We start from the raw sequence: 23,389 nt of genomic DNA on the forward strand, positions 1-23,389 counted from the left end.
TTAGCGCGGACGCGAAAGATGCATAGGCAGGATAACATTCCCGCAAGCCGGCCGCCTTGATCTGGCCATGCGCGCGTACCGGCGCTAGCGAATAACGGGGACGGGCAAGGCCGACACTTTCCAGCTGCCTTTGAGCTTGCGTTCCATCAAGGCCGGCAAGGCACTGGCGTCGGGCGCGCCTTGCCTGGTGAATTTCACCGGCACCAGCAGGTAGATGGTGACCTTGTCATCGTCGGCCACGTCTTCTTCCTCCGGCGCCGGATTCCAGCGCTTGTCGATGGCAAGCAGCGCATCGACGCCGTCCGGCCAGGCCAGGTCCGCCAACTGCGGATCGTCGCGCCGCAGCAGCTCGCCCGCGGCCAGGCTGGCCTGATCGAGCGTGCGCCGTCCCAGGCGCGCCAGCAGCGCCACCGGAAAGCGCCATGGGCTGTGCTCCGTGAAGCCGTGCACGGTCAGCGGCCAGCGGGCCGGCAGGCAGATGGCCAGTTCGCTCATCGGCAATTGCTGGAACAGGCCGACCGTAAACAGCAGCTTGAAATCGCTCTTGCCGGCGATGCAGCTGATCCCCAGCGAAAAGCGCACGTCGCCGCTGTCCGGGCTGAACACGGCCGGCAATACCCAGCCGGCGCTGTTGTGCATGAAGGTGCGGATCACCTCCTGCGGCGAGGCGGCCGCTTGCTGCGGCACGTCAAGTATGCTGACGCCGCCGGCGGCAGCGAGCAATTGGGCGATAGCGGGAAAGCCCCAGCCGGTGGCGATATCGACCGGCGCCTGGTTCCAGCGCGTATGCAGGCGGTTCGGATTGGCGCCCCGCTGCAGCAGCAACGCGGCCACGTCCTGGTGGCCGCCAACGCAGGCGCTGTCCAGCGGCGACAGGATATTGTCCGGCAGGCCATCGACGGCAGCGCCATGTTCGAGCAGCCAGCGGCACGTATCGAGATGGCCATGGCTTGCCGCCGCGTCCAGCGGCGTATGATTGCGGTAACCGGGCAAGGGCAGGTCGATGTCCATGCCCAGCGACACGAGCAGGGCGCAGACCTCGCGGCTGCCGCCGGCCGCAGCCAAATGCAGCAGCGATTCGCCGTCATCCATGTTGTAGCGGCGCAAGGTCAACAGCAGCGGTGTGGCCTGGAGCAGGCTGCGCACCTGTTCCACCTGATTCTCGCCCACGGTGTCGCAGAGGCGGAAAAACGTCTCGCGGTGCTGGTTATACAGTGTGTTATTACCCATTCCGCGTCTCTGCTCGTGCTGGCGGCGCCATCATCGAGCGGAGAATAGCATTTTCTTTCGATTAATCTGCGCGATTTGACAACTCCGGTGTGCACCGTCCGGCGACGCGCATATCGGGCGTCATAAATCCATGAAACTGACAGGCGCCACGTCGACGCGCATGACCGGATACAGGTTCAGCCGCTCATCCCACGAGGCGTGGCGGCGGGCGAAAAATTCCAGGCGCGCGTGTGGATTCTTTGCAAACTCGGGCTCGTCGGCCAGCTTCTGCCGGAACTGCGCCGCCAGCGCCGGGTCGGCCGCCAGCTGCGCGCGCGCCACATCCTCGGCCACATAGTCCTCCATGTATTCCTTGCGCTCGAACGCCGTGTTGAAGCTGCCCCAGGCCAGCAGCGAGTCGGGTGCGCGCGGCTCGAGCAGCGCCATCACCACGCGCGCCTTCGGCTGGTTGACGGGCACGTACAGCGCGCCGGCATCGACGAGGCGCTCCTCTTTCTGCCACCCGCCCTGTACCGCCGCCGTCTGGCGTCCTTCGAACGACTGCGCGCCAAACTTGACGGCAGTGGCGCGGAAGACTTCCACATTCTGCCTGGCGAGGATGCTGCGCATTTCCTTGTAGGCGATGCCGTGCTGGCGCAACTTGGCGCCCACCATGGCCGCCTGCGCGCGCGGCACCAGGTAGCCGGCCTTCGGTGCGGCCAGCTGCAGGTCAGGCACGATCTCGTCACGCAGCGGCACGTTCCAGATTTGCGGTGACTTTTCGTCATAGCGCGTCATCAGGGCGCCCGACACCTCGGACGGCGTGCGCGTATAGGCATAGCCGCGAAACGCGATCATGCGGCTTTTCTCCGTGGTCCTGTAGCTGAGGGGCAGCACACTGCCGGCCAGCTGAGTCGCGCGCAGGTCCGCTTCCATGGCGGTTTGCCGCCATTCGGCGCCGTGCTGCGCCATCTGCGACAGCAGGGAAATGATGGTGTTGCGCGTAATGCGCACGCGGGTCGGGTAGTCCTTCCACGAGTGGGTTTCCACCAGCACGCCGAAACGGTTACGCAACAGGAAATAGCCGTGCGAAAAGCGCGGGTTCGGCGTCGAATCGACAAAACCCGACTGCGGATTGTCTTCTTCGGCAAATGACATGTAGAACGGCTTCGGATCGGAACCCTGCTTAGCCAGGTCGGCCAGCACGCCGTCGCGCAGCGCCGTTCCCGCCGCGCGCAAGGCCGCATCGCCCGCATGCACGGGTTCGACCTGGATCGAGATATCGGGTTCGAACTGCGCGCCGTCCGTCACGTGCAGGTCGACATACGCCAGCGGATCCCAGGCATTGACCAGCGCCAGCATGTGCTGCATCTCGGGCGTATCGGCCTTCATGTATTCGCGGTTCAGATTGTAGTTTTGCGCCGTACTGCGCCAGCCCATTTCCTGCGGCCCCCGCTGGTTAGGGCGGTTCCACGCACCAAAGCGCTCATGGCCATCGACATTAAACACGGGCACGAACAGCAGCACCTGCTTGTCCAGCGTGCCGGCGGCTACCTTGCCTTCCAATACTTCGCGCAGGGCCAGGAAACCCGCATCCTTGCCGTCGATTTCCCCCGCATGGATACCTCCCTGTACCAGCAGTACCGGTATCTTGCGCAGCTTGGCCGCGTCCGGCGTCAGCGCGCCCGTGTTGGAAACGGCCAGCGCCAGCATGGGGCGGTTTTCCGGCGTGCGGCCAAATTCAAAGCAGCGCACCTGTTTCGGATGGTGGTCCTCGAAGCGCCGGCACAAGGCTTCCACTTCCTCGTAGCGGCCCGTATTCTTGAAACCCGAGTACTCGGCCTCCGTTTTCAGGGAAAACAGCCGCATATCGCGCGCGGCATGTGCGTTGACGGCAAACAGGGAAAACACGGCGGCGGACAGCAGGGCGTGGCGTAGCATCGGGTTAGCTCCATCAAGAGGGACAAGCGGGCAATTATAGAGTGGCGGTCAGGTAAAAACGCAGTGGCAAATAAAAAAGCCGGAACAGCGTCAGCTGCTCCGGCCTTGCTCTGGCAAACGTGAATTACGAGCCAAAATGGTAGTTGAACTCGATCCACCCCTGGCGGCCTTGCGGGCTGTAGTTGCCGATCGGGTAGTACGGCCAGCCGCCGCTATTGTCGCGCTTGATCTTGTCGAACACGTTGTTGACGATCAGCGACAGCGTGGCGCGGTCGTTGATGCGGTACACGGTGCTGATATTGGCCAGCGCCGTCGGCGTCAGGTAGCCCGTGCCGGCGGCATTCGGCACCTTGCCGTAGCGGCTGACAAGCAAGGTATTCGACCAGTCGCCCGCGCCCCAATTGACGCTCAGGTTCAGCTTGTCGGGCCAATCCATGTTGGTCATCGATTTGGTTTCGTCGATCTCTTCATCACCGGCAAATTGCTGCGATTTCTTGCTCAGCACCCTGGCGTAGTTGGCCTTGAAGGCGAAGCGGCCATAATCCGTCGTGCGCAGCAAATACTTCAAACTCACGTCGATGCCGCTGCTGCTTTGCTTGGCCGCGTTGATCGGGTTGACGGTGATGGTCTTGATCTCGCCCGCCTTGTTCAAGGCGTTGGCCGCGTAGCGCTCGATACGGCCCAGGGTATCGATGCAGGTAGGCGAGCTGATGTCCGTCTTGCCCAGGCGGCAATCGGCTTCATCGCGCAGCAGTTTGTCGTCGCTCAGGTTCGTCACCAGGTCGTCAATCTTGATATTCCAGTAGTCGACGGAGACGTCGAAATTGGAACTCGGCGACCAGACGGCGCCCACGCCGAAGGACTTGCCTTTTTCCGACTGCAGGTCGCGGCTGCCGTTCTGCACATAATCGGCACCGGGCGACTTGCTGGCGTACTCGCAGTTTTCGATGGCCTGTCCGGCGGCGCCGCAACGGTAGTAATCGGTGGTGCTCGAATAATAGCCGGTGCCACGCGCCTGGTAAATATAGTTCATGTCCGGCGCACGGAAGCTGGTGGCATAGTTGGCGCGGAACAGCAGCTCCGGCGCCGGGCGCAGTTCCAGTCCGCCGTTGTAGGTGAACTTGCCTTCCTTGCGGCCGGCAAAGCTGTAGCGGTCATAGCGGCCAGCCAAGGTGCCCGTCAGCTTTTCATGCAGGGGCAGATTGACCTCCGCCCCCAGCGCCGAGCGCGAACGCGTGCCGGCCGTGATGCCCGAACCGGTGGCGATATTGAAGTAGCCTTCGTTGATGCGCGCATCGGGCGCGTTACGGAAGCCCTGCTTGCTCGCTTCCGCAATCGTGGCGATCTTCACCATACCGGCCGGCAGCTGGAACAGGTCGCCGTTCGTGGCCAGGCTCAGGGTATTCGTCCACGCCTTGTCGTCGCTGTTGGTGTAGTCGGTGATGCCGTTGAATTCTTCCGGCGTCAGGCGGCGCGACAGGCGCGCGGGATCCGGCGCGTAGATCGCCACGCCATTCGAATCCGTGCCCAGCTTGGGGCCCAGGAAGAAGCTGTCGATGTTCGAGCGCATGCGCGGCGTATGGCCTTCGCTCTTGTAGATCGAGGCGTTGTAGTTGGCTTCATACTGCCATGCGGTGCCAGGAATGCGGCCCTTGGCACCCAGCGAGATGGCCGTGGCCAGGTCGTTCCAGCTGCGGTTGTAGCGCTGTACGCCGCCGATTTCCTCGGGCGAGATAAAGCGCGTCCACTCTTCGTAGGCGCCGCTGTTCCGGTTCAGGAAGGAATTGCCGTTCAGCGCAGCCGAGGCCCACGACGGGCCGCGCGTATTGTTGACGGTCTTGTTCTTGCCAAGCAGGATATCGGCAAACAGGGTTGTCTCCGCATCGAGCTCGTAATTGGCGCTGCCGAACACGTTCTGGCTCTGGTTCTTCGTCTGCGTGGTCCAGAAGGTCGGGCGGGCTTTTGAGCTGGCGCAATAGCTGCCGTTTGCCGCCGTGTACTTGCTGACGCTGCCGCCGAACATGTCGCCGAACTTGCCGCAGGTGTCGCCCAGGTCGACATAGTTGTCTTTCCCCAAGGTGCGGCGCGCGGCGATCGTCGTCGGCGCGCCGGAGCGGCTGCTCATGAAGTCGCGGTCCATGCTCCACAGCGGGTCGCGCTGGCTCAGTTCCACGCTGAACAGGGTATGCAGCTTGTCGAAATTGCCACCGCCCGTCAGCTGCACGCGCTGGTTGCCGGCGCCGCCGCGCGAGGTGCCGCCCAGCTTGACGTTGATATCGTAGCCTTCCGTCTGTTTTTTCAGGATCACGTTGACCACGCCGGCGATCGCGTCCGAGCCATAGATGGCCGAGGCGCCGCCATTGAGAATCTCGATGCGGTCGACAATGCTCGACGGGATGTTCGCCAGGTTGGTGAAGTTGACGGCCCCGTCGTAGGCGATGGGGAAATCGGCCAGGCGGCGGCCGTTCAGCAGGATCAAGGTATGGTTCGGCCCCAGGCCGCGCAAGCTGATGGTGTTGGCCGATGGCGTGAAGGTATTGCCGTAATCTTCGCCTTGCGTAAAGCCGCTGTTCTGCACCTGATTGGTCAGCGCGTCGAAGACATTCTTGTAGCCCTGCTTGGTGATTTCATCGCCGGTCAGGATGGTGACGGACGACGGGCCTTCCAGGCTGGCGCGGGGAATGCGCGAACCGGTGACCACGACGGCAGGCGGGGTGGCCGCCGGCTGCTGATCCGCTGCGGGCGCTTGCGTTTGCGCGTGCGCCTGCCATGCGGTGCCGCCCAGAATGGCCAGTACGCCAAGGCTGAGCGGTGTTAACTTGAACTGTTTCGACATCGTTGCGCTTCTCAAGGTGGGAGAAAAGCGGCAAGATAGCAAAATGCCAGTCATTCCAGAACGAATCGATTCATCTTTCTATATATCAAAATTGTTATATAGAAAGATTTATGAGCAGAAAAACGCAAGGGGCCAAGTTAGAGCATGGCAGAAACATGCGCCTTAACGACGGATGATGGCAATTTCCTTGTAGGCCGGGCGCAGCAGGCGCGTGGCCGTGTCGGTCGGACTCTCGATTGAACCCAACAGTCTGAGCGCGCCCGTGGCCGGCGTGCAACTGCCACTGCTGCGGTAGCGCAGCGCCGCCGCCAGCATGCCTTCCGCCGCGTCCCCCAGCGGATGCTGGTAATCGTCCGCCACGTCGCAGGTCGGCGCCATGCCATCGGCAAAGTCGCCAAAGCCCTTGGCGTTGACGCCCTGGAACTGCACGGCAAAATACGTGGTGCCGCAATTGGGCGTGGGATAGAAACCGTAGGGCTTGCCGCACGTCGTGCCGCCGATCAGGTTGACCTGCACGTCGACGCCACGCAAGCCGTTGATGATGGCTTCGCTGGCCGAGCAGGTATTGCCGGTCGTCAGCAAGGTCACCCGCTTGAGCCCCAGCGAGGGCAGCGGCGTCCCCTTGGGCAGAGGATTGGGCGCGGGAAAGCCCTGGCTTTGCGCATGGAACGGCACGGACGCTTCCGGACGCGTCTTGTCGTTGAAGAGCGTCTGCTCGAAAGTCTTGCCGGCGGTAACTTGCGGGCCGGCAATCATGTAAGCGAGCTCGCTGGCGACATCCAGATAACCGCCGCCGTTGTAGCGCACATCGAGCACCAGGTCGCTGATGCCGGCCGCCTGGAAGCGGCCCATGGTCTCGACCAGCTGGCGTTCGGCCACGTTGTTATGCGTATTGAAGGTCAGGTAGCCCACCTTGCCCGTGGGCGTGTCGATGATGCGCTCGTTCTGCACGGCGCTGGTGCTCACGTCCACCGCCGTCAGGCTCTTGGACAGGGGCGCGCCGTTGCGGCTGAATCCCAGCGTGTGCGTGCCTTGCGCCTTGGGGAACAGGCCGGCGTTGAGGATATTCACGCTGGCCGTGTCGGGGGCATTGACGAAATCGACGCCATCGACGGTTTGCAGCACGTCGCCACGCCGCAAGCCCGCCAGGTCGGCCGGCGAGCCTGGCTCGATGATCGAGATCACCGCCTTGCGCGGCGGCGTGGTACGCGTCAGCGCCAGCAGCATGCCGTAGCCCAGTTCCACGCCATTGAGCGAGGCTTCCCATTCGGCCGTCGTATACGTGAAATGGAACTGGTCCTTGGGCTTGCCCGACGCCGTCGTGGCAGTTGTTTTCAGCACATCGAAATATGCCTTGGCCGTGCTGAAGCTTTGCGGCTGGTACGTGGTCGGCACTTCGCGGTACCACAGATACGTTTCATCGATCCAGCTGCGCACCCACGTCTGTTCATCGAGCAAGGTGCCCGGCTTGTCGATGCTGCTGCCGCTGCGCGGCGCCTCGCAGCGGTTCGCCACCGTGGAGGAAGCGACCAGCGCCGTGGCTCCCGGCGTCACGGGCGGCACGACGGCCGCGCTGTCGCTGCCGCCGCCACCACCGCAGGCACTCAACAACAATACGAGAGGAACCGCCAGGGCGGAAAAGCGCAGGGAAGGCATGGCAAACTTTCCGAAAAGAAATTATCGAAAAATTATAAGGCGTTTTACAAACAGCCGTTGTTTTCTTTGATACAAAAAAATGGCGCCCGCAGGCGCCATTGCTACAGCGTGAAGTTCACCCCATCACGCCACGGTGGCCGCCACAGGTGCTGCCACGACGGGCGGCAGCGGCGTCGGCGCGTTGAAGGCGATCAGCAAGCTGGCTTCCTTCTCTTTCGCCGCCTTCAAATGACGCTCCTTCACGTGACCATAGCCGCGGATGTCTTCCGGGATGCTGGCAATTGCCACGGCTTGCGCCAGCTTGGCCGTCGTCAGTTTCGGCAACAAGCCGCCCACCGTCGCGCGGTACTCAAGAATCAGCGCGCGCTCCATCTTGCGCTCGGCCGTATGGCCGAACACGTCGAAGGCCGTGCCGCGCAGGCCCTTGAACTTGGCCATCACGCCGAACGCCTTCAGCATCCACGGGCCATATTCCTTCTTGATCAAATGGCCCTGAGCATCCGTTTTCGCCATGATCGGTGGCGCCAGGTGGAACTTGAGCTTGATGTCCCCTTCAAACATGGCGGCGATCTTCGCCTGGAAGGCGCCGTCCGTGTACAGGCGCGCCACCTCGTATTCGTCCTTGTAGGCCATCAGCTTGTAGAAGTAGCGGGCCACGGCTTCCGTCAGGCGCAGATGCGGGCCATTCAGGGCGCTTTCGGCTGCGCGCACCTGGCCGACGAAGTCCAGGTACTGCTGCGCATACGCGCGGTCCTGGTAAGCCGTCAGCAGAGCCACCCGTTTTTCGATGATGTCGTCGAGCGTGTCGATCCGCTTGAATTCCACCACCTTGGCTGGCGTCGTCATGCGCACCAGGCTGGCCGTATCGTGGGCGCCGGCGCGGCCCCAGTTGAAGGCGGCCTTGTTGAACGCCACCGAGACGTTGTTCAAGTCGATGGCCTTCATGATGGACGCTTCGGTGAGCGGCACTTTGCCCTTTTGCCAGGCGTAGCCGAGCATGAACATATTCGTGGCGATCGAGTCGCCCATCAGCGCCGTGGCGATCTGGCCCGCGTCGATGAAGTCGACGTGGTCGCTGCCGCAGGCCTTTTCGATTTCCATGCGCGCGGAAGCGCCGGGGAATTGCCAGTCCGGGTTTTTCACGAAGGCGGCCGTCGACGAGCTGGTCGAATTGATCATGGCCCAGCTGCGCCCTTCACCCATGCGCGACAGGGCGTCGCGGCTGGCCGTGACGATCAAGTCGCAGCCGATGACGAGATCGGCCGCACCAGTGCCGACGCGCGTCGAGTGGATATCTTCCTGGCGGTCCGCCAGGCGCACGTGCGACATCACGGGGCCGCCTTTTTGCGCCAGGCCGCTCATGTCCAGCACGGAACAGCCCTTGCCTTCCACGTGCGCCGCCATGGCCAGGATCTGGCCGACAGTGACGACGCCCGTGCCGCCGATGCCGGTGACCAGGATGCCGAACGGCTCCGCCGTCGAGGGAATCTGCGGCGTCGGCAAGGCCGGCACGGCTGGCGCGTCCTTGTCGGCGCTAGCGGCCTTCTTCGGCTTTTTCAAGCCGCCGCCTTCCACCGTCACGAAACTGGGGCAGAAGCCCGTCGTGCACGAGAAATCCTTGTTGCAGGACGACTGGTTGATCTGGCGCTTGCGCCCCAGTTCCGTTTCCAGCGGTTCCACCGACAGGCAGTTCGATTGCACGGAACAGTCGCCGCAGCCTTCGCAGACGGCTTCGTTGATGACGGCGCGCTTGGCCGGGTCCGGGTATTCATTGCGTTTCCGGCGGCGGCGTTTTTCCGAGGCACAGGTCTGGTCGTAGATCATGGCCGACACGCCGGGCATGTCGCGCAGTTCGCGCTGCACGTCCATCAGTTCCGAACGGTGGCGCACGGTGACGCCTTCGGCCCAGGCGTAATCGTCCGGATACTTTTCCGGTTCGTCCGTGACGACGATGATGGGACCGACGCCTTCGGCGGCAATCTGGCGCGAAATGATGGCCGGCGACAGGGGACCGTCGAATTCCTGGCCGCCCGTCATGGCCACCGCATCGTTGAACAGAATCTTGTAGGTGATGTTTACCTTGGCCGAGACGGCGGCGCGGATGGCCAGGATGCCCGAGTGGAAGTACGTACCGTCACCGAGGTTGGTAAACACGTGCTTTTCATTCGTGAACGGCGCCTGCCCTACCCATGTGACGCCTTCGGCGCCCATATGGGTAAACGTCGACGTTTCGCGGTCCATCCATAGCACCATGTAGTGGCAGCCGATGCCGGCCAGCGCGCGCGAGCCTTCCGGCACCTTGGTCGAGGTATTGTGCGGGCAGCCGGAGCAGAAGAACGGCGTGCGGTCCTTTTGCGGATCGGGTTTCACGCTGATCGCTTTCAGCACATTCTCTTTGGCTTCCAGGTAGGCGATGCGTTCCTTCACGCGCTGCTCGACCGGATGGCCCGCGTAGTAGCGCGAAATGCGGCTGGCAATCGCGCGCGCGATCATGGCCGGGTTCAGCTCATACGTGGCTGGCAACAGCCAGTCGCCGTGACCGGTGCCCTTCTGGTTGCTCCATTCGCCCGTGTCGTCGAACTTGCCGACCACGCGCGGACGCTCGCCATCCTTCAGGTTATAGAGCTCTTCCTTCAGCGCGTATTCGAGGATCTGGCGCTTTTCTTCCACCACGAGGATCTCGTCGAGGCCCTTGGCGAATTCATGCACGCCGTCCGCTTCCAGCGGCCAGGTCATGCCGATCTTGTACAGGCGAATGCCGATATCGGACGCCGTTTGCTCGTCGATGCCCAGATCGGCCAGCGCCTGGCGCGTGTCCAGATAGGATTTGCCGGCCGTGATGATGCCGATGCGCGCCTTCGGGCTGTCCCAGATGATTTTATTGAGCTTGTTGGCACGCGCATAGGCCAGCGCCGCATACCATTTGTAGCTGTTCATGCGAACTTCTTGTTCCAGCACCGTGTCGGGCCAGCGGATATTCAAGCCACCGGCCGGCATCTCGAAGTCGGTGGGCAGCACGATCTGCACGCGGTCCGGGTCGAAATCGACGGCGGCGCCCGACTCGATGATGTCGGTTACGCATTTCATCGAGACCCACAGGCCCGTGTAGCGGCTCATGGCCCAGGCATGCAAGCCGTAATCGATGTATTCCTGCACCGACGACGGGTACAGCACGGGGATGCCGCAGGCGTTCAGGATATGGTCGGACTGGTGCGCCGTGGACGAGGATTTCGCCGCATGGTCGTCGCCGGCCAGCACCAGCACGCCGCCGTGCTTGGCGGAACCGGCGTTATTCGCGTGCTTGAAGACGTCGCCGCAGCGGTCGACGCCGGGGCCTTTGCCGTACCACATGCCGAACACGCCATCGTATTTCGCGTCTTCGAACAGATTCGTTTGCTGCGTGCCCCAGACGGCCGTGGCGGCCAGGTCTTCGTTCAGGCCAGGGTGGAATTTGACGTGGTGTTCATCGAGGTATTTCTTGGCCTTGATCGCCGTCATGTCGACGGACGTCACAGGCGAACCGCGGTAACCGGTGATGTAACCGGCCGTATTCAGGCCAGCCTTCAGATCGCGCTCGCGCTGCAACATGGGCAGGCGGATCAGCGCTTGTGTGCCCGTCATGAAGGCGCGGCCACGCTCGAGCGTGTATTTGTCGTTCAGGGAAATCTCGGACGCGTGCGCGCCCGGCTCAAGACTCGAGCCCTTGATTGGTGCATTCATTACTTGTCTCCATTATTCTCTGTGCTACGCGTGCAAAGTCGGTTGAACTCACACGTACCGGTGGCGCTTTGTAAGCATGCCGGTGCGGAAAAATGACTTGTTTGTCGTAGACTACCACAGGAATGCGCACAGTTCTTTGCTGCGCTGCACTCCCGCGTTTTTACCTTTTTGGTGCTCTTTTAACTACCGTTTGTTACAAAGCAACATTATGCCGCATTCGTATCTTTCAGCACGCCGCGCTTGATCTGGTCCAGCTCGATCGATTCGAACAGCGCGCGGAAATTGCCTTCGCCGAAGCCCTGGTCGCCCTTGCGCTGGATGATCTCGAAGAAGATCGGACCGATCACCGTCTGCGTGAAGATCTGCAGCAGCAGTTCGCGTTCCGTTTCCGTGCTGTGGCCATCGATCAGGATGCGCAGGCGGCGCAGTTCTTCCAGCTGCTCACCGTGGTTCAGCAGGCGGCGGTTGACCAGCTCATAGTAAGTTTCAATCGTGTCCTGGAAATCGATACCCGTATCGCGCATGCCTTGCACGGACGCGTAGATATTGTCCGTACCCAGCGCGATGTGCTGGATGCCTTCGCCATGGTACTGGTCCAGGTATTCGGCGATCTGCGACTTGTCGTCCGACGATTCATTGATCGGGATGCGGATCTTGCCGCACGGCGAAGTCATGGCCTTTGATTTGAGGCCCGTCAGCTTGCCTTCGATGTCGAAGTAACGCACTTCGCGGAAGTTGAACAGGCTTTCATAGAACGTCGCCCATTCCTTCATGCGGCCACGGTGCACATTGTGCGTCAGGTGGTCGATATAGGTCAGGCCATGGCCGACGGGGTTGGCGACGGCGCCGGGAATGGCGACGAAGTCGACGTCATAGATGCTGATGTCGCCGATGCCGCCTGGAGCGGCCGCATCCGGCTTGTCGGCGCCCTTGCCGCGCCAGCGGTCGACGAAGTACAACAGCGAATCGCCCACGCCCTTGATGGCGGGAATATTCAGCTCCATCGGGCCCGTTTTATTATCGAAACCCCAGGCGCCCAGTTCCAGCGCGCGGCGGTACACGAAGGCCGCGTCGTCGACACGGATGGCGATGGCGCACACGGACGGGCCGTGGTGGCGGGCAAAACGCTGCGCGAACGAATCTTGTTCGGCATTGATGATGAAATTGATGTCGCCCTGACGGTACAGGGTCACATCCTTGTGGCGGTGGCGCGCGATGGCCGTGAAGCCCATGTTCTCGAACAGCTTGCCCAATGCTTTTGGGTCTGGTGCTGCATACTCGACGAACTCGAAACCATCGGTACCCATCGGGTTATCCCAAGGCTGAAATTGCATGATGTCTCCTCCAAGAAGTAGCGCACAGTATAGGCGTGGGTCACGGGCATTAAATGCCAAAGATCTCCCGAACAATCATGATTTGCGCAATAATATTGCGTGAAACGAGAACCACCGGAGGAAGCATGAGCAAAATTACGCTGGATAAAACGGACCGCAAGATCCTTGCCGTCCTGCAGGCCGATGGCCGCCTGTCGAATCAGGACGTGGCCGAACAGGTCAGCCTGTCGCCGTCGCCATGCTTGCGCCGCGTCAAACGGCTGGAAGAAGCGGGCGTCATCCGCCAGTACGTAGCCCTGCTGGACCCGGAAAAGATCGGCCTGGGCTTGCTCGCTTACGTGAACGTGCGGCTGGAAAAGCACAGCGACGCCACCGCACACAGCACGGCGCGCGTGCTGGCGCCCAATCTGGTGACGAATACCTCGCCGCGCGCCGACTTTGCCGTGGCCGTGGCGCAATGGCCGGAAGTGGTGGCGTGCTATGCGATGACGGGTGAAATGGATTATTTATTGCGTGTGCACGTGGAAGACATGGAGCACTTTTCGCGCTTCATGATGGCGACCCTGCTGCGCCACCCGGCCGTGCTGGACGTCAAATCGAGCTTTGCCCTGCAGCGTATCAAGGATACGACGGCCCTGCCCCTGCTGTAATTACTCTGCTGGCGGGGATGGCGGGGGCGGCGCGGGCTTTTTGCGCCCCGGCAAGCGCTCGAACAGTTTATACGCGGCGCGCGCGTTCGCCTTGAACGTGTAGTCGAACATGGCGAACTGTTCCTGCACGGCTTCCTGCAGCATGCTGGTCGGATTCGGCGGCAACAGTTTCAGATAAGCATCAGCCTCGCCATAGTCGCGCTGGATTTCCATGCCCGCCTTCTTGGCGATATGCATCATCGTCTTGTTCGACGACAAACAATGCATGTACAGGGTATCGACATCGTTGTTGCGGCAGTGAATCGCCGCCCGCTCGAACAGTTTCGAACCCACACCCATGCCGCGCATGGATTTCGACACCGACACGCCAAACTCGGCCACCTGCTCCTTGTCCGTGACGACACTTTTCGCCGGCGACTTGTCCTTCGGCGCGAACGCCAGATGCCCCACGCCCACCAGCTTGAACAAGCTGTTGTAGACGCCGTAAATCATGTCGCGCGAGAAATCCATCTTCTGCACGTACTGGGCCACCAGTTCATCGGGCAAGGCGCTGCCGAAGCGCAGCAAACGGTCGCTTTTCTCGAGCGACAGGAAATGCTTCATCATGCGGCGCCGGTCGCGCTCGTGCAACTGCTTGACGAGCACGGTCGGACGCCCGCCGCCGCTACGGCTGAGCCAGCGGCGAAACGGGTTTTGAAACAGCTTGGGTAAGGTCACGACGACTCCTGGGGGCGGTGCTGCGGCACGTCAGGCCGGTATTGTGCAGTGCAACATTGTGACGCCATTGTAGCCTATTCCCGCCATTCAAGCCTGGGCCAGGAATGCTTGCACGGCAGCCACCCGCGCCGCATGGATGACTTCGGGGATGCGTTTCGGCTCCGCGCAGCCTTGCGCCAGTGCCCCCGCGTTGACGGCGCGCGCCGCGTCCAACCCGCCCTGCAGCCGTACCGCTTGGGGAAAGTCGCCCGCGACCAGCCCGTCACAGGCCACAGCCTGCAACAGTTGCGCAAAGCGCTGCGGCTTGCGCAAGCCGTCGCAGCGTTCGCACAAGGCGACGATGGCTTCGGCGCCCAACTCCAGCGCGCCATTGATCTGGTCCAGCTCGCGCGACGCCATGACGGCCAGCTCGCGGCACTCGTTGGGCACGCGCAGGCGCTCGCTCAATTGCTCGATGGCATCCTTGCTCATATGTAGCATCAAGGCGGCGAAGCGCACGGGCAAGTCATGACCTTGCGCGGCGGCATGGTCGATGACCTGCAGCAAGCGCTCGCTGACGCTGATTTCACCCATGATGCGCGCCAGCGCACCACAGTCCTGCAGCACCGTCAGCATGCGCGACGGTCGCGCTTCCATCAATCCTTTCGCCACTTCCTGCCATACGCGCTCGGCCACCAGGGCGTCGACTTCGCCGTCCTGCACCATCCGGCGCATCAGTTCCATGGTGGCGGGTGCAACGGTAAAAGCGTCGAAGCGGGCGGCAAAGCGGGCCAGGCGCAAGATGCGCACGGGGTCTTCGCCAAACGCGTCGGAGACGTGGCGGAAGATTTTATTCCGGATATCCTCGATGCCGCCGAACGGGTCCGTCAGGCTGCCATCCTCAGCTTGCGCGATGGCGTTGATGGTGAGATCGCGCCGCACCAGGTCGTCTTCCAGGGTGATATCGGGCGCCGTGTGGAAGACAAAGCCCCGGTAGCCGGGCGCCGTCTTGCGTTCCGTGCGGGCCAGCGCGTATTCTTCCTGCGTCTTCGGGTGCAGGAAAACGGGGAAATCCTTGCCGACGGGCCGGAATCCCTGGCGCAGCATGTCTTCCGGCGTGGCGCCGACGACGACGTGGTCGTGGTCTTTCACGGGCAAGCCCAGCAGTTGGTCGCGCACCGCGCCACCGACCGTGTAAATCTTCATGTTGCTCTTTTCTTAATCAGGTAATTCCGCGTCGTGCTTGGCAGCGACTTCCGTCTCCGCCAGCGCTTCCGTGATCCAGCGGGCCACGGCCGGGTGTGCCTGCACGCGCTCGCAATACGCGTTCAGCGCCGGCGCCAGGCTCACGCCATAGGTGCGGAAACGCATGACGACGGGGGCGAAATACGCATCAGCGATGGAAAAGTCGCCAAACAGGAACTGGTGGTGGCCAAAGCGCGACAGACACTCTTCCCAGATTTCGCTGATGCGGCCAATGTCCGCCTGCGCGGCGGCCGTGCGGCCACGTCCCGGCAACTTGGCCTTGATATTCATCGACATATCCGTGCGCAAGCCGGTGAAACCGGAATGCATTTCCGCGCAGACACAGCGCGCCATGGCGCGTGCGGCCACGTCTTGCGGCCACATGTGTTTGTCAGGAAACTGCTCGGCCAGGTATTCGCAGATGGCCAGGCTGTCCCAGATCGTGATCTCGCCCGCCAGCAGCACGGGGACCCGGCCGCAGGCGGAATACTCGGCGATTTTAGTGGCCGTGTCGCTCTGGTCGAGCAGCACGCGCACTTCCTGGAACGGGATGCCGAAGGCCGTCATGGCCACCCACGGGCGCATCGACCACGATGAGTAATTCTTGTTGCCGATGATGAGGGTCAGGCCCGGTTCGCGCGCGGCGGCCAGGGTTTGCGTCAGGCTGGGATCAAGGATGGTCGTTTGCATGGTCGGCGTGCTTTAGTTGGATGATGGCAAATCGGCAGAAACGGCGCTGTTTTTCGGCCCCACGGTACCCAGGCGCGCTTTCAGCGACTGCGGGCTCTTCTCGAACAGGGCCGCATAATACGTGGCGTTGGCCATCACGTTTTTCACGTAACCGCGCGTTTCCGTATAGGGAATGATCTCGGCGAAGATGGCGCCTTCCAGCGGACGCGTCATCGTGGCGCGCCAGATGCGCAAGCGCCCCGGTCCCGCGTTGTAGGCGGCGCTGGCCAGCACTTGCGAACCGTCGAGACCGCCAAGCACCATGTTCAGGTAATTCGTGCCCAGCAAGACGTTGGTGCGCACATCGCTCAACGTTTCCGTGACGAAATCGGTCAAGCCGATCTTCTTGGCGACGTAACGGGCCGTCGACGGCATCACCTGCATCAGGCCGGACGCGCCCACATGCGACTGCGCATCCATGATGAAGCGCGATTCCTGGCGGATCAAGCCATACACCCAGGCTTTATCCAGGCCCAGGGTTTGCGTGGCCGGATGCATGACGTCGTCATGTGGCGTCGGATAACGCTGCGTATAGTCCACTTCCAATCGCGTGCGGTCCGAGGTGTTGACCATGCGGTCGAGCACATTGTTCTGGCGCGCAAATTCCGCGGCCGCCAGATGCTGGCGATCCGTCATGGAACGCAATTCCCAGTTCCACTCGCGCGTGCCTTCGAAGCGCAAGCGCATATTGAAGAATTTCAAGGCGCGCTGCAGCCCCGGGTTGGCGGCCATGGCGGCGATTTCAGGCGGCGTGACGGGCTGACCCGGCGGCGGCAGCACCAGGTGGTTGCCCAGCTCTTCATTGGCCAACAAGCCGTAAAAATTCGACTGGTCAGAAATCGTGCGATACAGGGTGTCCGCCTGCGCGTTCGGGCGGCCCGGCGTTTCCGCCTGCTGCGCGCGCGCCAGCCAGTAGACCCAGGTGGGATCCGCGCGCAGGGAGGCCGGCATGGCCTGGATGGCGGCCTTCACCAGCGGCCAGTTGCCTTCACGCAAGGCGATACGCGCCTTCCACTGCATCTGCTCCTGGGTCAACGGCGCGCCATTGGTTTTTTGCCAATACTCAAACGCTTCCGGTGCCAGCGCATACGATGCTTGCAGGGCCAGGCTGGCCCAACCAATCGCCTGCTCCTGCGCCGTCAGCTGCGAACTCGCCTTTTGCAGGGCCACGACACCCAGCTTCAGGGTACTTTTCGCCATGCGGCCGACGGCCACCAGGTACATCTCGTGGTCGGCGCGACTTGGCCCCGGTCCCTTGGCCAGCATCAGCGCCGGCAAATCGATGGCTTGCGCCATCTTCGCGTCGGACGCGCCCAGCAGCAGCGCGATGCGGCGCGCCGGGCCAGTGGCATTGGTCTGGCCCGCCAGGCGGATCTGCGCCCACAGCTCATTCGTGTCGAACTGGCCATTTTGCGCCAATGCCGCGATCAGGCTGCCGCATGCTTCGCCATAGCCAGGCGGCGAGACGAGCAGGTTGCGCGCCTCGGACGCCACGTTCTGGCCCTTGGCCGCGCGCGACATCAGCGCGTAGCACTTGAGCTGTGTGTCATCATCGAGGGCGAATTGCGGATACTGCTCATCAAACACGACCCAATCGCGCTTGCGGCCCAGCTCCAGCAGCCAGTCGTTGCGGAAACGGTCGGCGATGGCGCTGCCCTTGTAGCGGTTCAGGTAATCGCGAAATTGCGCCTCGCTCAACTGTTTGATGCGCGGTTTCAGCCGATAATAGTCAACATACGAGGGAATCTGGTAATTCGTCAGGCGCCCCGCATAAAAGTCGGCTTTTTCGACGTCATCCTTGCGCGCGGCGTCGCGCAGCAGCAGGAAGGCATCGTCCTCGCTGCGCGTGTCGGGGGCGGCTGGGGATACGGTGGTGGATACCTGGGCCAGGGCGGCCAGGGGAGACAGGGCAGATGCAACACACAGCATCGTGCCGGCAATCCATTTCAGTGGGGAAATCAATGTACGACTCTCAATCTTAACTTGATGGTGATATGAATAGCGACCCTAGAATAACATGCGATCCGGCTACACGGCCACCCATTGCGCTACCGGAAAAAGCCGGCTTGCGCAAAGCCTTGCTGGCGGCCCGGCGCGCCCTGCCCGACGCCACGCGCGCAGGGTGGGATGCCGCCATCGCGCAGCGCCTGCTGGACTGGTGCGCGCAGGAAAACGTCGAGGAACTGGGCGTGTACTGGCCCCTGCATGGCGAGCCGGACTTGCACGGCGCGTATGCGCAGCTGGCCGCGCGCGGCGTGCAATTAAGCCTGCCGGTGGTGCTGGAAAAGCATGCGCCGCTGGCCTTTTCTGCCTGGACGCCGGGTGAAGCCATGGCCAAGGATGGCATGGGCGTGGCCGTGCCGGCCCAATTGCGCCTGCGCCCGGCGCCCGCCACCCTGCTGGTGCCCTGCCTGGGATTCAATGGGGAAAGGTATCGCCTCGGCTATGGCGGCGGCTATTACGACCGTACCCTGGCGCAAGCCCCCCGCCCGCGCACGCTCGGTATCGCCTATGCCTGCCTGGCGGCAAGCTTTCCCAACGGCGAATACGACATCGCCCTCGATCACATCGTGACCGAGGGCGATCTGTTCTGACGCATCAGCAAGGGATTACTTGATCAGGCGCTGCCACAGTGCAGTAGTGGGCGCCGCCTGGTTCATGCTATAGAAATGCAAGCCAGGCGCGCCGCCTTCCAGCAGGCGTTCGCACAAGCCCGTCACCACGTCCAGGCCAAAGGCCTTGATGGATGCGCTGTCGTCGCCAAAGCTGGCCAGTTTCAGACGCACCCAGCGTGGAATTTCCGCGCCGCACATGTCCGAAAAGCGCATCAGCTGCGTGTAGTTCGTGATCGGCATGATACCGGCCACGATGGGCACGTTGATGCCCATCTTCTGCGTCTGCTCGACAAACTGGAAATACGCGTCGGCATTGTAGAAGTACTGGGTGATGGCCGCATCGGCGCCGGCCTGCACCTTGCGCGCGAACGCGTTCAAGTCGTCCTGCGGCGACCGCGCTTGCGGATGCACTTCCGGATAGGCGGCCACTTCGATATGAAAATGGTCGCCCGTCTCGGCGCGGATGAATTCCACCAGCTCGTTGGCGTAGCGGAATTCGCCTGAAGCGCCGTAGCCGCTCGGCAAGTCGCCGCGCAAGGCCACGATGCGGTTCACGCCAGCCGCCTTGAAGTCGGCCAGCACGGCGCGGATCGATTCGCGCGAGCCGCCGACGCAAGACAGATGGGGCGCGGCCTGTTCGCCGGCCGCCAGGATCTCGCGCACGGTATCGAGCGTGCCTTGCTGCGTGGTACCGCCGGCGCCAAAGGTCACCGAAAAATACTTTGGATGCAACTCAGACAACTTGACACGCGTGGCGCGCAGCTTTTCCGCCCCTTCCGGGGTTTTCGGCGGGAAAAACTCAATACTGAAATTATGCTTTTCCATCGTCGTTACTCAAAAGTAAAGTCGACAGGGCCCAGGAAATGACGCTGTACAGCAATGCACCACCCACGGCCGACCAGAAACTGGCGACATGGAAACCAGCTATCATCTGCGCCACCAGCCAGAACATGAAGCCGTTGATGATCAGGATGAACAGGCCCAGCGACAAAAACGTCACGGGCAGGGTCAGCAAGATCAGCAAGGGACGGATCAGCGCATTGACCAGTCCCAGCACGGCAGCGGCCAGCAGCGCGGTCCAGCCGCTGCTCATCGTCACCGAGTGCATCAAATAAGGGACGGCAAACAGGGCTGCCGCATTGATAAACCAAATCAGTAGCAAGCGCATTTCTCTAGCCTGTCAAAAGTAGGGTCAGGCCGGCTGCAGGCGCCGGCCCTCAGAGGGTGAGTTACGGCCCCGGACTACCGATTAATAGCGGTAGTGCTCTGGCTTGTAGGGGCCTTCTTGACGCACGCCGATGTAGTCGGCTTGCTCCTGCGTCAGTTCCGTCAGCTGCGCATTCAACTTTTTGAGTTGCAAACGGGCGACTTTTTCATCGAGGTGTTTCGGCAAGGTGTACACGCCGACCGGGTAGTTGGCCGTGTTCGCGTACAGCTCGATCTGGGCGATCGTCTGGTTGGCGAACGACGAGCTCATCACGTACGACGGGTGGCCCGTACCGCAACCGAGGTTGACCAGACGGCCTTCGGCCAGCAGGATGATACGGCGGCCCGACGGGAAGATGATGTGGTCGACTTGCGGCTTGATGTTTTCCCACTCGTATTGCTTCAACGAGGCAACATCGATTTCATTGTCAAAGTGACCAATGTTGCAGACGATAGCCTGGTCTTTCATGCGCGTCAGGTGATCGTGCGTCAGGATATGGTAGTTGCCCGTGCAGGTAACGAAGATGTCGCCGTGTTCGCAGGCGTAATCCATCGTGACCACGCGGTAGCCTTCCATCGCCGCCTGCAGTGCGCAGATCGGATCGACTTCCGTCACCCATACTTGCGCCGACAGGGCGCGCATGGCTTGGGCCGAACCTTTGCCGACGTCACCGTAACCGGCGATGACGGCCACTTTACCGGCGATCATCACGTCGGTGGCGCGCTTGATGCCGTCGACCAGCGACTCACGGCAGCCGTACAGGTTGTCGAACTTCGATTTCGTGACGGAATCGTTCACGTTGATCGCAGGGAAAGCCAGCTTGCCTTCCTTGTGCATTTGATACAAACGGTGCACGCCGGTGGTGGTTTCTTCCGTCACGCCCAGGATTTCCGGCAGACGCTTCGAGTACCAGGTCGGGTCGACCAGCAGATGCCGCTTGATCGAGTTGAACATGCAGATTTCTTCTTCCGAACCCGGGTTGGCCAGCACCGACAGATCGGTTTCCGCGCGCACGCCCAGGTGCAGCAGCAGGGTGGCGTCGCCGCCATCGTCGAGGATCATGTTCGAGTAGACAGCCTTGCCATCCACGTTCGGCCATTCGAAGATGCGGTGCGTGTATTCCCAGTAGTCGTCCAGCGACTCGCCCTTGACGGCGAACACCGGCGTGCCGGCGGCAGCGATGGCGGCGGCAGCGTGATCTTGCGTGGAGTAAATGTTGCACGATGCCCAACGCACTTGCGCGCCCAGTGCTTCCAGGGTCTGGATCAGCACTGCGGTCTGGATGGTCATGTGGATGGAACCGGTGATGCGCGCACCTTTCAAAGGCTGCGCTGCCGCGAATTCTTCGCGGATGGCCATCAGGCCAGGCATTTCCGTTTCAGCAATCTTGATTTCTTTGTCGCCCCATGCGGCCAGAGTGATATCGGCGATGGTGTAGTCGTGTTGCGATTTGAGTACGGCGTTCATCACGCCCTCCTTTCAGTTGAAAAAGGTACGTGAGCGCAGTTGCAGGATATTCCGAGCCTGGCGAATTTCTTCGTCGCAACGCTCCTCGGACCACGCATCATAACATTGGCCATGCGCCGGCGGCAACCATTAGTCATGCGGGCCGGCCGCCTGGCAAGCCCGCGACGCGCGCTGGCGCCCTACGGTTTGCGCGGCCAGTTCTTGCCCTGGTTGATACAGCTGGCGCGCTCGTCAGCGTTCAGGCGTCGCGCTATTTCATCGGCCAAGTCGCGCAGGATGGGCACCATGTCTTTATCAGCCTTGCTGCCGTCGGTCGGGTAATTCGCGGCGCGCATGGCCCATTTGCAGGTGAGTACGGCATCGGGCTTGATATTAGACCGCCATGCATCGGGATCCGTGGCGAGAAAACCACTGTCGGCATAGATGGTGAGCACATGCAAGGCCTGGCGTGCCGACATTTGCCCCATCAGCTCGGTGAGTTCAGGCCTGATCTGCACCGGCGTTGCCAGCGAGCCATCGGGGAAAACAAATTTGCCGGCCGCCGCCAGAGTCAGCACGGCATACCCATCGCCCCCTTCCGCCTTGTCCAGCCATTGTCCCACCGTCAGCGTGGCCGGCGCCGTGACTGGCGCGGCCGCGACAGCGGACAGGCCCCATGTGGCCAGCAGGACCACAGCCAACGAGCGTGCGCGCAACAAAGTCATGGAATTCTCCAGTTAGTTTATTTGCAATAAATTGTAGCGTATCCCTACGGCGACGCCGTTCGGTACGCGCCGTCGCGCGCGCGCCCATAAAAAAAGCGCCCGCGGCCAGCTGGCCGGGGCGCTTTTCTTGCAAGCAGGCTAGATTACTTCAGGCCGGCGGCGTCGCGCAGCAGGGCGACCTTGTCGGTGCGCTCCCACGTGAATTCCGGCTCTTCGCGGCCGAAATGGCCGTAGGCGGCGCTCTTCTGGTAGATCGGGCGCAGCAGGTCGAGCATTTGCACGATGCCTTTTGGACGCAGATCAAAGTGCGCCAGCACCAGCTTGGCGATTTCCGCATCGGGAATCACGCCCGTGCCTTCCGTGTAGACGGTGATGTTGATTGGCTTGGCCACGCCGATGGCGTAGCTGACCTGCACCTGGCATTGGCGCGCCAGGCCGGCCGCGACGATATTTTTCGCCACGTAACGGGCCGCATACGCTGCCGAACGGTCGACTTTCGAAGGGTCCTTGCCCGAAAACGCGCCGCCGCCGTGCGGGGCTGCGCCACCGTAGGTGTCAACGATGATCTTGCGGCCGGTCAAGCCGCAATCGCCTTGCGGACCGCCGATGACGAAACGGCCCGTCGGGTTGACGAGGAATTTCGTCTCGGTCAGCCATTCGCGCGGCAGGATCGGCTTGATGATTTCTTCGATGACGGCTTCTTCGATCTGCGAATGCGAGATTTCCGGCGCATGCTGGGTCGACAGCACGACGGTGTGCACGCCAACCGGGCGGCCATCGACGTAGCGCAGGGTCACTTGCGATTTCGCATCAGGACGCAGCCATGGCAGACGGCCATCCTTGCGCAGCTGCGACTGGCGCTCGACCAGGCGGTGCGCGTAGTGGATGGCGGCAGGCATCAGCTCGGCCGTTTCATCGCAGGCGTAACCGAACATCAGGCCCTGATCGCCAGCGCCTTGATCCAGGTCAATGCCCGCACCTTCATCTACGCCTTGCGCGATGTCCGGCGACTGCTTGTCGTAGGCCACCAGCACGGCGCAACCCTTGTAGTCGATGCCGTATTCCGTGTTGTCGTAGCCAATGCGTTTGATGGTTTCGCGCGCAACTTGAATATAATCCACATTGGCGTGCGTGGTAATCTCGCCAGCCAGCACCACCAGACCGGTGTTGCACAGGGTTTCGGCAGCCACGCGGGCGGCGGGATCCTGGGTCAGGATGGCGTCAAGGATGGCGTCGGAAATTTGATCGGCAACCTTGTCGGGATGGCCTTCCGAAACGGATTCGGAAGTGAAGAGATAGTCGTTTGACATTGCAAGCTCCTGTTTACTATGTGAATGTTCTGTCGCAGTAAAGAGGATTTTGCCTGCGACGCTTTAGCGA

17 protein-coding genes and 1 riboswitch are annotated in these 23,389 nt (G+C 62.0%); of the genes, 2 read left to right on the forward strand and 15 right to left on the reverse strand.

Annotation, left to right across the window (positions count from 1 at the left end; genetic code table 11):
- Positions 1 to 84: 84 nt before the first annotated feature.
- The 6 genes from ACQ4WY_RS14820 to hppD form a co-directional block, all read right to left on the reverse strand.
- A complete protein-coding gene (locus ACQ4WY_RS14820; protein WP_436504727.1) occupies positions 85 to 1,230 on the reverse strand; it encodes an ankyrin repeat domain-containing protein in 1,146 nt (381 codons plus the stop codon).
- Between the two features lie 120 nt (positions 1,231 to 1,350).
- Positions 1,351 to 3,150 carry a M14 family metallopeptidase gene (locus ACQ4WY_RS14825; RefSeq protein ID WP_436504728.1) on the reverse strand — a complete coding sequence of 600 codons (1,800 nt, stop codon included), beginning with the start codon at positions 3,148 to 3,150 and terminating at the stop codon, positions 1,351 to 1,353.
- 124 nt (positions 3,151 to 3,274) lie between these two features.
- Positions 3,275 to 5,986 (reverse strand): TonB-dependent receptor plug domain-containing protein, encoded by a 2,712-nt coding sequence (locus ACQ4WY_RS14830; protein ID WP_436504729.1) that lies wholly within the window; start codon positions 5,984 to 5,986, stop codon positions 3,275 to 3,277.
- Between the two features lie 162 nt (positions 5,987 to 6,148).
- Entirely contained in the window at positions 6,149 to 7,642 is a 1,494-nt protein-coding gene (locus ACQ4WY_RS14835; protein ID WP_436504730.1) for a S41 family peptidase, read from the reverse strand.
- 123 nt (positions 7,643 to 7,765) lie between these two features.
- A complete protein-coding gene (locus tag ACQ4WY_RS14840) occupies positions 7,766 to 11,362 on the reverse strand; it encodes an indolepyruvate ferredoxin oxidoreductase family protein (RefSeq protein WP_436504731.1) in 3,597 nt (1,198 codons plus the stop codon).
- Between the two features lie 206 nt (positions 11,363 to 11,568).
- Positions 11,569 to 12,696, reverse strand: a complete 1,128-nt coding sequence (gene hppD, locus ACQ4WY_RS14845; protein ID WP_436504732.1) for a 4-hydroxyphenylpyruvate dioxygenase — start codon at positions 12,694 to 12,696, stop codon at positions 11,569 to 11,571.
- A gap of 125 nt (positions 12,697 to 12,821) precedes the next feature.
- Here hppD and ACQ4WY_RS14850 point away from each other — a divergent pair, with 125 nt between their 5' ends.
- Complete coding sequence (locus tag ACQ4WY_RS14850; RefSeq protein WP_034753092.1) at positions 12,822 to 13,346, forward strand: Lrp/AsnC family transcriptional regulator; 525 nt, start codon at positions 12,822 to 12,824, stop codon at positions 13,344 to 13,346.
- Here ACQ4WY_RS14850 and ACQ4WY_RS14855 read toward each other — a convergent pair whose 3' ends face one another.
- The 4 genes from ACQ4WY_RS14855 to ACQ4WY_RS14870 all read right to left on the reverse strand — a co-directional run bounded on the left by ACQ4WY_RS14855 (position 13,347) and on the right by ACQ4WY_RS14870 (position 17,978).
- On the reverse strand, positions 13,347 to 14,063 hold the full coding sequence (locus ACQ4WY_RS14855) for a GNAT family N-acetyltransferase (RefSeq protein WP_353659202.1): 717 nt from the start codon (positions 14,061 to 14,063) through the stop codon (positions 13,347 to 13,349).
- Positions 14,064 to 14,150: 87 nt separating this feature from the next.
- Positions 14,151 to 15,248, reverse strand: coding sequence for a tRNA nucleotidyltransferase/poly(A) polymerase-related protein (locus ACQ4WY_RS14860; protein ID WP_436504733.1), 1,098 nt, complete (start codon positions 15,246 to 15,248; stop codon positions 14,151 to 14,153).
- A gap of 12 nt (positions 15,249 to 15,260) precedes the next feature.
- On the reverse strand, positions 15,261 to 15,977 hold the full coding sequence (locus ACQ4WY_RS14865) for a glutathione S-transferase family protein (RefSeq protein ID WP_219310332.1): 717 nt from the start codon (positions 15,975 to 15,977) through the stop codon (positions 15,261 to 15,263).
- A 12-nt stretch (positions 15,978 to 15,989) separates the two neighbouring features.
- Positions 15,990 to 17,978 carry a lytic transglycosylase domain-containing protein gene (locus tag ACQ4WY_RS14870; protein ID WP_436504734.1) on the reverse strand — a complete coding sequence of 663 codons (1,989 nt, stop codon included), beginning with the start codon at positions 17,976 to 17,978 and terminating at the stop codon, positions 15,990 to 15,992.
- A gap of 104 nt (positions 17,979 to 18,082) precedes the next feature.
- On the opposite strand from ACQ4WY_RS14870, the gene ACQ4WY_RS14875 reads away from it, so the two are divergent.
- On the forward strand, positions 18,083 to 18,610 hold the full coding sequence (locus ACQ4WY_RS14875) for a 5-formyltetrahydrofolate cyclo-ligase (RefSeq protein WP_436504735.1): 528 nt from the start codon (positions 18,083 to 18,085) through the stop codon (positions 18,608 to 18,610).
- 15 nt (positions 18,611 to 18,625) lie between these two features.
- Here ACQ4WY_RS14875 and metF read toward each other — a convergent pair whose 3' ends face one another.
- The 5 genes from metF to metK all read right to left on the reverse strand — a co-directional run bounded on the left by metF (position 18,626) and on the right by metK (position 23,319).
- Complete coding sequence (metF, locus tag ACQ4WY_RS14880) at positions 18,626 to 19,456, reverse strand: methylenetetrahydrofolate reductase [NAD(P)H] (protein WP_436504736.1); 831 nt, start codon at positions 19,454 to 19,456, stop codon at positions 18,626 to 18,628.
- Positions 19,443 to 19,799, reverse strand: a complete 357-nt coding sequence (locus ACQ4WY_RS14885; RefSeq protein ID WP_436504737.1) for a phage holin family protein — start codon at positions 19,797 to 19,799, stop codon at positions 19,443 to 19,445. Before ACQ4WY_RS14885 ends, metF begins: the two co-directional genes overlap by 14 nt.
- Before the next feature lie 81 nt (positions 19,800 to 19,880).
- Entirely contained in the window at positions 19,881 to 21,305 is a 1,425-nt protein-coding gene (ahcY, locus tag ACQ4WY_RS14890; protein ID WP_436504738.1) for an adenosylhomocysteinase, read from the reverse strand.
- A 24-nt stretch (positions 21,306 to 21,329) separates the two neighbouring features.
- Positions 21,330 to 21,398, reverse strand: a riboswitch (S-adenosyl-L-homocysteine riboswitch).
- Positions 21,399 to 21,484: 86 nt separating this feature from the next.
- Positions 21,485 to 22,009 carry a hypothetical protein gene (locus ACQ4WY_RS14895; protein ID WP_436504739.1) on the reverse strand — a complete coding sequence of 175 codons (525 nt, stop codon included), beginning with the start codon at positions 22,007 to 22,009 and terminating at the stop codon, positions 21,485 to 21,487.
- A 143-nt stretch (positions 22,010 to 22,152) separates the two neighbouring features.
- A complete protein-coding gene (gene metK / locus ACQ4WY_RS14900) occupies positions 22,153 to 23,319 on the reverse strand; it encodes a methionine adenosyltransferase (RefSeq protein WP_071325721.1) in 1,167 nt (388 codons plus the stop codon).
- Between the last annotated feature and the right edge of the window lie 70 nt (positions 23,320 to 23,389).

The organism is Janthinobacterium salmonicoloratum, from assembly GCF_051380845.1.
Classification (GTDB): Bacteria; Pseudomonadota; Gammaproteobacteria; order Burkholderiales; family Burkholderiaceae_D; genus Janthinobacterium; species Janthinobacterium lividum_F.

What these genes read in the sequence shown, in the direction of transcription:
- ACQ4WY_RS14820 (WP_436504727.1), bottom strand. Translation starts at nt 1,230, where the DNA reads ATGGGTAATAACACACTGTATAACCAGCACCGCGAGACGTTTTTCCGC.
- ACQ4WY_RS14825 (WP_436504728.1), bottom strand. Translation starts at nt 3,150, where the DNA reads ATGCTACGCCACGCCCTGCTGTCCGCCGCCGTGTTTTCCCTGTTTGCC.
- ACQ4WY_RS14830 (WP_436504729.1), bottom strand. Translation starts at nt 5,986, where the DNA reads ATGTCGAAACAGTTCAAGTTAACACCGCTCAGCCTTGGCGTACTGGCC.
- ACQ4WY_RS14835 (WP_436504730.1), bottom strand. Translation starts at nt 7,642, where the DNA reads ATGCCTTCCCTGCGCTTTTCCGCCCTGGCGGTTCCTCTCGTATTGTTG.
- ACQ4WY_RS14840 (WP_436504731.1), bottom strand. Translation starts at nt 11,362, where the DNA reads ATGAATGCACCAATCAAGGGCTCGAGTCTTGAGCCGGGCGCGCACGCG.
- hppD (WP_436504732.1), bottom strand. Translation starts at nt 12,696, where the DNA reads ATGCAATTTCAGCCTTGGGATAACCCGATGGGTACCGATGGTTTCGAG.
- ACQ4WY_RS14850 (WP_034753092.1), top strand. Translation starts at nt 12,822, where the DNA reads ATGAGCAAAATTACGCTGGATAAAACGGACCGCAAGATCCTTGCCGTC.
- ACQ4WY_RS14860 (WP_436504733.1), bottom strand. Translation starts at nt 15,248, where the DNA reads ATGAAGATTTACACGGTCGGTGGCGCGGTGCGCGACCAACTGCTGGGC.
- ACQ4WY_RS14865 (WP_219310332.1), bottom strand. Translation starts at nt 15,977, where the DNA reads ATGCAAACGACCATCCTTGATCCCAGCCTGACGCAAACCCTGGCCGCC.
- metF (WP_436504736.1), bottom strand. Translation starts at nt 19,456, where the DNA reads ATGGAAAAGCATAATTTCAGTATTGAGTTTTTCCCGCCGAAAACCCCG.
- ACQ4WY_RS14885 (WP_436504737.1), bottom strand. Translation starts at nt 19,799, where the DNA reads ATGCGCTTGCTACTGATTTGGTTTATCAATGCGGCAGCCCTGTTTGCC.
- ahcY (WP_436504738.1), bottom strand. Translation starts at nt 21,305, where the DNA reads ATGAACGCCGTACTCAAATCGCAACACGACTACACCATCGCCGATATC.
- ACQ4WY_RS14895 (WP_436504739.1), bottom strand. Translation starts at nt 22,009, where the DNA reads ATGACTTTGTTGCGCGCACGCTCGTTGGCTGTGGTCCTGCTGGCCACA.
- metK (WP_071325721.1), bottom strand. Translation starts at nt 23,319, where the DNA reads ATGTCAAACGACTATCTCTTCACTTCCGAATCCGTTTCGGAAGGCCAT.